Raw genomic sequence first — 1,048 nt, forward strand, 5'->3', positions numbered from 1 at the left:
TAGGGCCTGTGTCGAAGTCGGTTACAGCCACTCGTTGATCGCGGCGATGTGAACGGTGGCTTCGTAGCGGACGGCGAGTTTGTCGAAGCGGGTGGCTACGGCCCGGTTGCCCTTGAGCCGGTTGATTCCGCACTCCACGGCATGACGCTGCTTGTACCGTTCGGGGTCGAAGGCCGGGGGTCGGCCGCCCTTGGACCCCAGCTTGCGCCGGTTGGCGTCTTGGTCGGCTTTCGAGGGAATCGTCGCGGCAATGCCGCGTCGGCGCAGGTAGCGGCGGTTAGCCTTCGACGTGTACGCCTTGTCGGCCAGGACCCGGTCCGGGCGGGTCCGGGGTCGGCCGGCGTCGAGACGGGGCACTCGGATCCCGTCGAGCACCGGAATGAACTGCGGGCTGTCCCCGCGCTGCCCGGCGGTCAACACGATCGACAACGGCTTCTGCCCCTGCTCGCAGGCCAAATGCAGCTTCGTGGTCAACCCGCCCCGCGACCGGCCGAGCGCGTGATCGGTCGGCTCGACCGTGACCCCGCCCGGCGGCTCGGTCTGCAGATCCCCCTTTTACGCGCCCCGGCAGCGTGCTGATGCGCTCGGGCGACCGTCGAGTCCACCGACACGTCCCAGACCACACGTCCGGCCGCATCAGCCACGGCCTGCAACACGGTCAGGATCTTCGCCCAGGTCCCATCACGCTGCCAACGCCGGAACAGCCCATACGCCGCGGCCCAGGATCCGTAGTACTCCGGGACGTCCCGCCACGGCGCACCGACCCGTGTCCGCCACCTGATCCCATCAATGAGCTGCCGTTTCGTCCATGTCGACGGTCGACCTGGCCTACGCCCCACAGGCAGCAGCGGCTCCAGCGCCACCCACTCTGCGTCGGTCAGGTCATGCCGCCTCGCCACCGCTAGGGTGTCCACGAGGTCTCCGGTGTTCGGGTTCTGCTTGGTCGCTGAACCAGATACCGGAGACCTCGCTACATCTCGAACACCGACACGCGAAGATCCTCACCCAACAACTCAAGCCCTGGCACCGACTTCGACACAGGCCCTAG

The 1,048-nt window shown here is 67.6% G+C and carries 1 protein-coding gene; it reads right to left on the bottom strand.

The genetic code is table 11. The annotated features are described in order from the left end of the window. Nucleotides 1-21 precede the first annotated feature (21 nt). Nucleotides 22-914, bottom strand: a protein-coding gene (locus ACFYP0_RS33145; RefSeq protein WP_355502762.1) for an IS5 family transposase whose coding sequence is annotated in 2 segments (ribosomal slippage) — nt 22-548 and nt 548-914 — 894 coding nt in all. Because the reading frame shifts where the segments join, the coding sequence is not laid out codon by codon here. Nucleotides 915-1,048 lie beyond the last annotated feature (134 nt).

Source organism: Micromonospora arida, assembly GCF_042873195.1.
Classification (GTDB): Bacteria; Actinomycetota; Actinomycetes; order Mycobacteriales; family Micromonosporaceae; genus Micromonospora; species Micromonospora arida.